This is a genomic window from Geobacillus sp. ZGt-1, from assembly GCF_001026865.1.
In the GTDB taxonomy this organism is placed as follows: Bacteria; Bacillota; Bacilli; order Bacillales; family Anoxybacillaceae; genus Geobacillus; species Geobacillus thermoleovorans.
Genome location: NZ_LDPD01000026.1, coordinates 6606 through 10651, shown reverse-complemented (window position 1 = coordinate 10651; position 4046 = coordinate 6606). Strand labels below are relative to the sequence as shown.

Sequence of the window (4046 nt, the reverse complement as noted above, 5' to 3'; positions counted from 1 at the left end):
GAATGAACAAAAGAAATTCCGCGTTTCCATGGAAGGAAAATTGGACGACAGTGCGTCAACTTCTATGTCCCGTGTTGGTTCTCCACAAGAATTCGTTCAACAATTGCTGCAACGATTAACAGCTCTTTTGTCCGAACCGCATCAAAAGGCAAATGGCACAGAGATGATGCAAGCGATCAATTTATTGCGCGACAAGGTTCTTCATGCCGTCGAGCAACTGAAAAAAGAGCCGCATCTTGAACAAGTGCTTGACTTGATTCAAAAGGAGAATGGAGAAGGAGTTCAGATTCATCCTGCCTGGAGGCAGGCGTTCAACGAAGCATTGACAGAAGCGCGCCAGTTTATGGAAAACGGAAGAGAGCTTGCTGCCAGGAAAGCGTTGTTCGATATGTTGAGTGACATGGAACAAACCCTTTCTTCGGGATCATCGGACCATGTTCCGCTTAATGGAACATGGATGCAAGCGAGTGTGCCGATGCAAACGAAAGACTTTCTCGTGCAAACGGTCACAGCCAAAATGGCACAGGCGTCCCGTGACTTTCAGATTGTGAAGCGCAATGTGATGCACCATTTGGAGACGGTGCTGCACTGGGCGGAACAAAGAGGACAAGCCGCCCGCTTGCAGGCAAAACAGTACTTGGAAAGCGCAATTAAGCAGTTGGACAACGTCATTTTAAAAAGTGATTTGATGCTGTTTACGGACATGGCGACGGAAAAGCAGCTGATGAAGGCGAGCTCCCAGCTGGCTGAAGCGAAAAAGCGGCTTCACCAAGGGGATGAACGCGGGGCGCGGAAGATTGTGAATGAAGTGAAAGACGTTCTGGCGAATATGGTGTTGAAACCGTCCGAAACAAAAGTCAAGCATTTTGTAGCTGGATTGGGCGAACCGCAGGCAGATTTGTCAAAAGCATTTCTCCGGCAAATGAACGAAGCGGTGCAGCCGTTCGTTGACGGACCGTCGGCGCGTCAATTGTTTGAAGCGCTCCGCCGATTTGGCTTCATGCACGATTATGAGGCGGCTGAATCGCTCGTGCAAAAAGGCGCTGACGGGGAAGGAACACCGCAGAATATGAAGGCGACGCTTCTGCAGCTTGCACAAAGTGGAAATGAGCCCATCGCCCGGCAAGCGGAACAAGCGTTAACGAATCTGACTGGTCAGCAACTGCTAAACCGATGGGACGCTGGAGTGGGCATGCAAAGCCTGTTCTTCTCCTTGCCGTTGCGATGGCAAAATGAAGTGCGGAACGTCAACGTCTATGTCAACGCCCGCCAAGATGGCGAGCGAATCGATTGGGAAAACTGTCAGCTGTATTTCTTGCTGGAGACGAAAAAACTGGGAGACCTCGGCATTTTGCTTCAAGCCAATGAGCGAAGCTTGTCCATCACCCTTCGCAACGACCGCGATGACTTTGCCCAAAAAGCCGCGCCGTTCATCGATATGGCGAAAAAGCGATTGGAGGAGATCGGCTACCACGTCAAAATGGTCAACATCACAAAGCTGACGAATGAAACGAAGCGGCAGGAAGAAGAAAAACGGGTGCCATCCGTTCGCCTGTACGGACCGTTTACGGAAAGAGGGTACGATTTCACGATATGATGGCGCAATATTTCAATCAAAAAAAACGAAAGCAAATGACTGGTCCGACGGCGGCCGTCATCCGGTATGACGAATCGTCGGGCCAGTCGCCAACTGTCGTCGCCCAAGGAAGCGGACATGTGGCGCAGAAAATCATTGAACTGGCGAAACAGCATCACATCCCGATTCAAGAGGATCCATTGCTCGTGCAAAACTTGCTTCAGCTTGATCTTGGCGACCGCATTCCGCCGCAGCTGTACGCGGTCATTGCCGAAATTTTGATTTTGATTGAAGAAATTGAAAAAAATGATTAAACATTGTCAACTCATCGCCGATATAAAAGGCAGAGGGCAAATGGGGGTGCACGGCGTTGGACTTTTTAACTGAGGAATGGATTTACCAAAAAAACTCGCAACAGCTGACGGCATTGTTATATGAAGGATTGATGGAATGTTTGGAAGAGGCCATCGCGGCCCTTGAACAAAAAGACTATTGGAAAGCGAACAAACAGCTGCAAAAAGGAAACGACATCCTCCGCCGCCTCGGCGTTGGATTGCGCTATGACGCGGGCATTATCGCCCATCAGTTGGATGCGCTCTACAACTATATGGCTGAGCGCCTCATCGAGGCGAATATGAAAAAAGACGTCAAGATCGTTCGGGAAGTGCTGCAATTAACCACCACAATCGCCACCGCGTGGAACGAGGCGCTGAAAAGCGGCGCCTCCCCCGCGCAAACGGCGCTCAAGCAAAAAACAGCAGCGTACGAGCAATTCATTGCATACGAGAAATCATAAGCAAAGGAGCGGATGTTTGTGCGAATCAATCATAATATTCAGGCGCTCAACGCCTACCGCAACTTGGCGGCCAACCAATCGAACATTTCGAAAAACTTGGAGCGCCTCTCCTCCGGCTTGCGCATCAACCGCGCCGCTGACGACGCAGCAGGGCTTGCCATTTCGGAAAAAATGCGCTCGCAAATTCGCGGCTTGCAAATGGCAGAACGGAACGCACTTGATGCGATTTCACTCATCCAAACGGCGGAAGGGGCGTTAAACGAAGTCCACAGCATCTTGCAGCGGATGCGCGAGCTGGCTGTGCAGGCGGCGAATGGGACGAACCAAGATACGGATCGCGAAGCGCTTGACAGTGAATTCCAACAATTGAAGGATGAAATTGATCGGATCGGAACGGATACACAATTTAACACTATGAATATTTTAGCCAGCGGCCAAAATATTACGATCCAGCTGGGGCCGAATAATGGGCAGTCGTTGACAATATCGTGGGAAAAGCAAAAAAAAGACTCTCTTGGGGAAGACAAGAAAGACATTAGCTCATTGGATATCAAGCAGGTAGCGAATGCCCAAGCTGCTATTGCAAAATTAGATGAAGCGATTATATCAGTGTCGAAAACGCGATCGAAAATGGGCGCTTACCAAAACCGCCTCGAGCATACCATTAACAACTTAACAACCGCGAACGAAAACTTGACCGCCGCCGAATCCCGCATCCGCGATACGGATATGGCGATGGAGATGGCGGAATTTACGAAAAACAACATTTTGACGCAGGCGGCGCAGGCGATGCTCGCGCAATCGAACCAGCTGCCGCAAGGGATTTTGCAACTGCTGAAAAGCTAATGGATCCGCATCGGGCGGGGCATAAACGCCTCGCCCTTTTGCTATGGTTGTGCGATAATGGGGGTAGCGAGAGGTGATGACGATGGAAGTACAAAAAGTGACGCGCACAGGGCTGACAAATGTGAGCCGCAAAGACGATGCTCCGATGGAATCGGTGTCGTTCACCGAAGTCATGGCGAAAACGCGCCGCGACGTCGTATGGGAGCGGATCAACGAACAAGTCCGCCAAATTGAGGAGCAAGGGAAAAAGCTCGCCGAGTTGCGGACGGTGGAGGATTTGCGCAAATATAAACAGCTCGTCAAGTCGTTTTTGGACGACGCGGTGAAAAACGGCCTGCAGCTGGAAGAACAGCGCGGCTTCAGCCGCGGCGGGCGGGCGCGCATTTATAAGCTCGTGAAGGAAGTTGATCAAAAGCTCGTTGAACTGACGAACGAAGTGCTGCAAAAAGAACAGCGTGGACTTGAGATTTTGCGGCTCGTCGGCGAGATTCAAGGGCTGATCATCAATATTTACACATGACGGACTCGTTTGCGGGTACAAGAGCGATTCTACAATGTTGCGTTGGTCATCAACATGGTTTCATTATCGACCTGCTTGCGGCTGTGGAAGATGGCTAACGGCGCTGCATGCCGAGATGCGGCGCTGACAGGGGGATGATGTCGGCGCCAAGCGGGTGATCACGAGAAGAGGCCGCTATTCGACCTAATCACTTTTATAAGGCGGCTTCATAGGCCATGATCGGGAGGGATGCGCGATGGCGGAACTAGTCAATTGTTCAAAGTGCGGGCGGTTGTTTGTGAGATTATCGACACGTGACGTGTGCGAAT

General features: G+C 50.8%; 5 protein-coding genes. All 5 read left to right on the top strand.

The features are described 5' to 3' along the window. Positions 1 to 1597: hypothetical protein (locus VU18_RS13715; RefSeq protein WP_047758296.1), on the top strand; the 1597-nt coding region annotated here is incomplete at its 5' end. After that, entirely contained in the window at positions 1594 to 1890 is a 297-nt protein-coding gene (locus tag VU18_RS13710; protein ID WP_047758295.1) for an EscU/YscU/HrcU family type III secretion system export apparatus switch protein, read from the top strand. The genes VU18_RS13715 and VU18_RS13710, both read left to right, overlap by 4 nt. A gap of 56 nt (positions 1891 to 1946) precedes the next feature. Next, complete coding sequence (gene fliS / locus VU18_RS13705) at positions 1947 to 2372, top strand: flagellar export chaperone FliS (RefSeq protein WP_011232613.1); 426 nt, start codon at positions 1947 to 1949, stop codon at positions 2370 to 2372. Between the two features lie 18 nt (positions 2373 to 2390). Further along, the gene (locus VU18_RS13700; protein WP_013146436.1) at positions 2391 to 3218 is read left to right on the top strand and encodes a flagellin; all 828 of its coding nucleotides are present in this window, start codon (positions 2391 to 2393) and stop codon (positions 3216 to 3218) included. Between the two features lie 82 nt (positions 3219 to 3300). Next, the gene (locus VU18_RS13695) at positions 3301 to 3738 is read left to right on the top strand and encodes a YaaR family protein (protein WP_047758341.1); all 438 of its coding nucleotides are present in this window, start codon (positions 3301 to 3303) and stop codon (positions 3736 to 3738) included. Positions 3739 to 4046 lie beyond the last annotated feature (308 nt).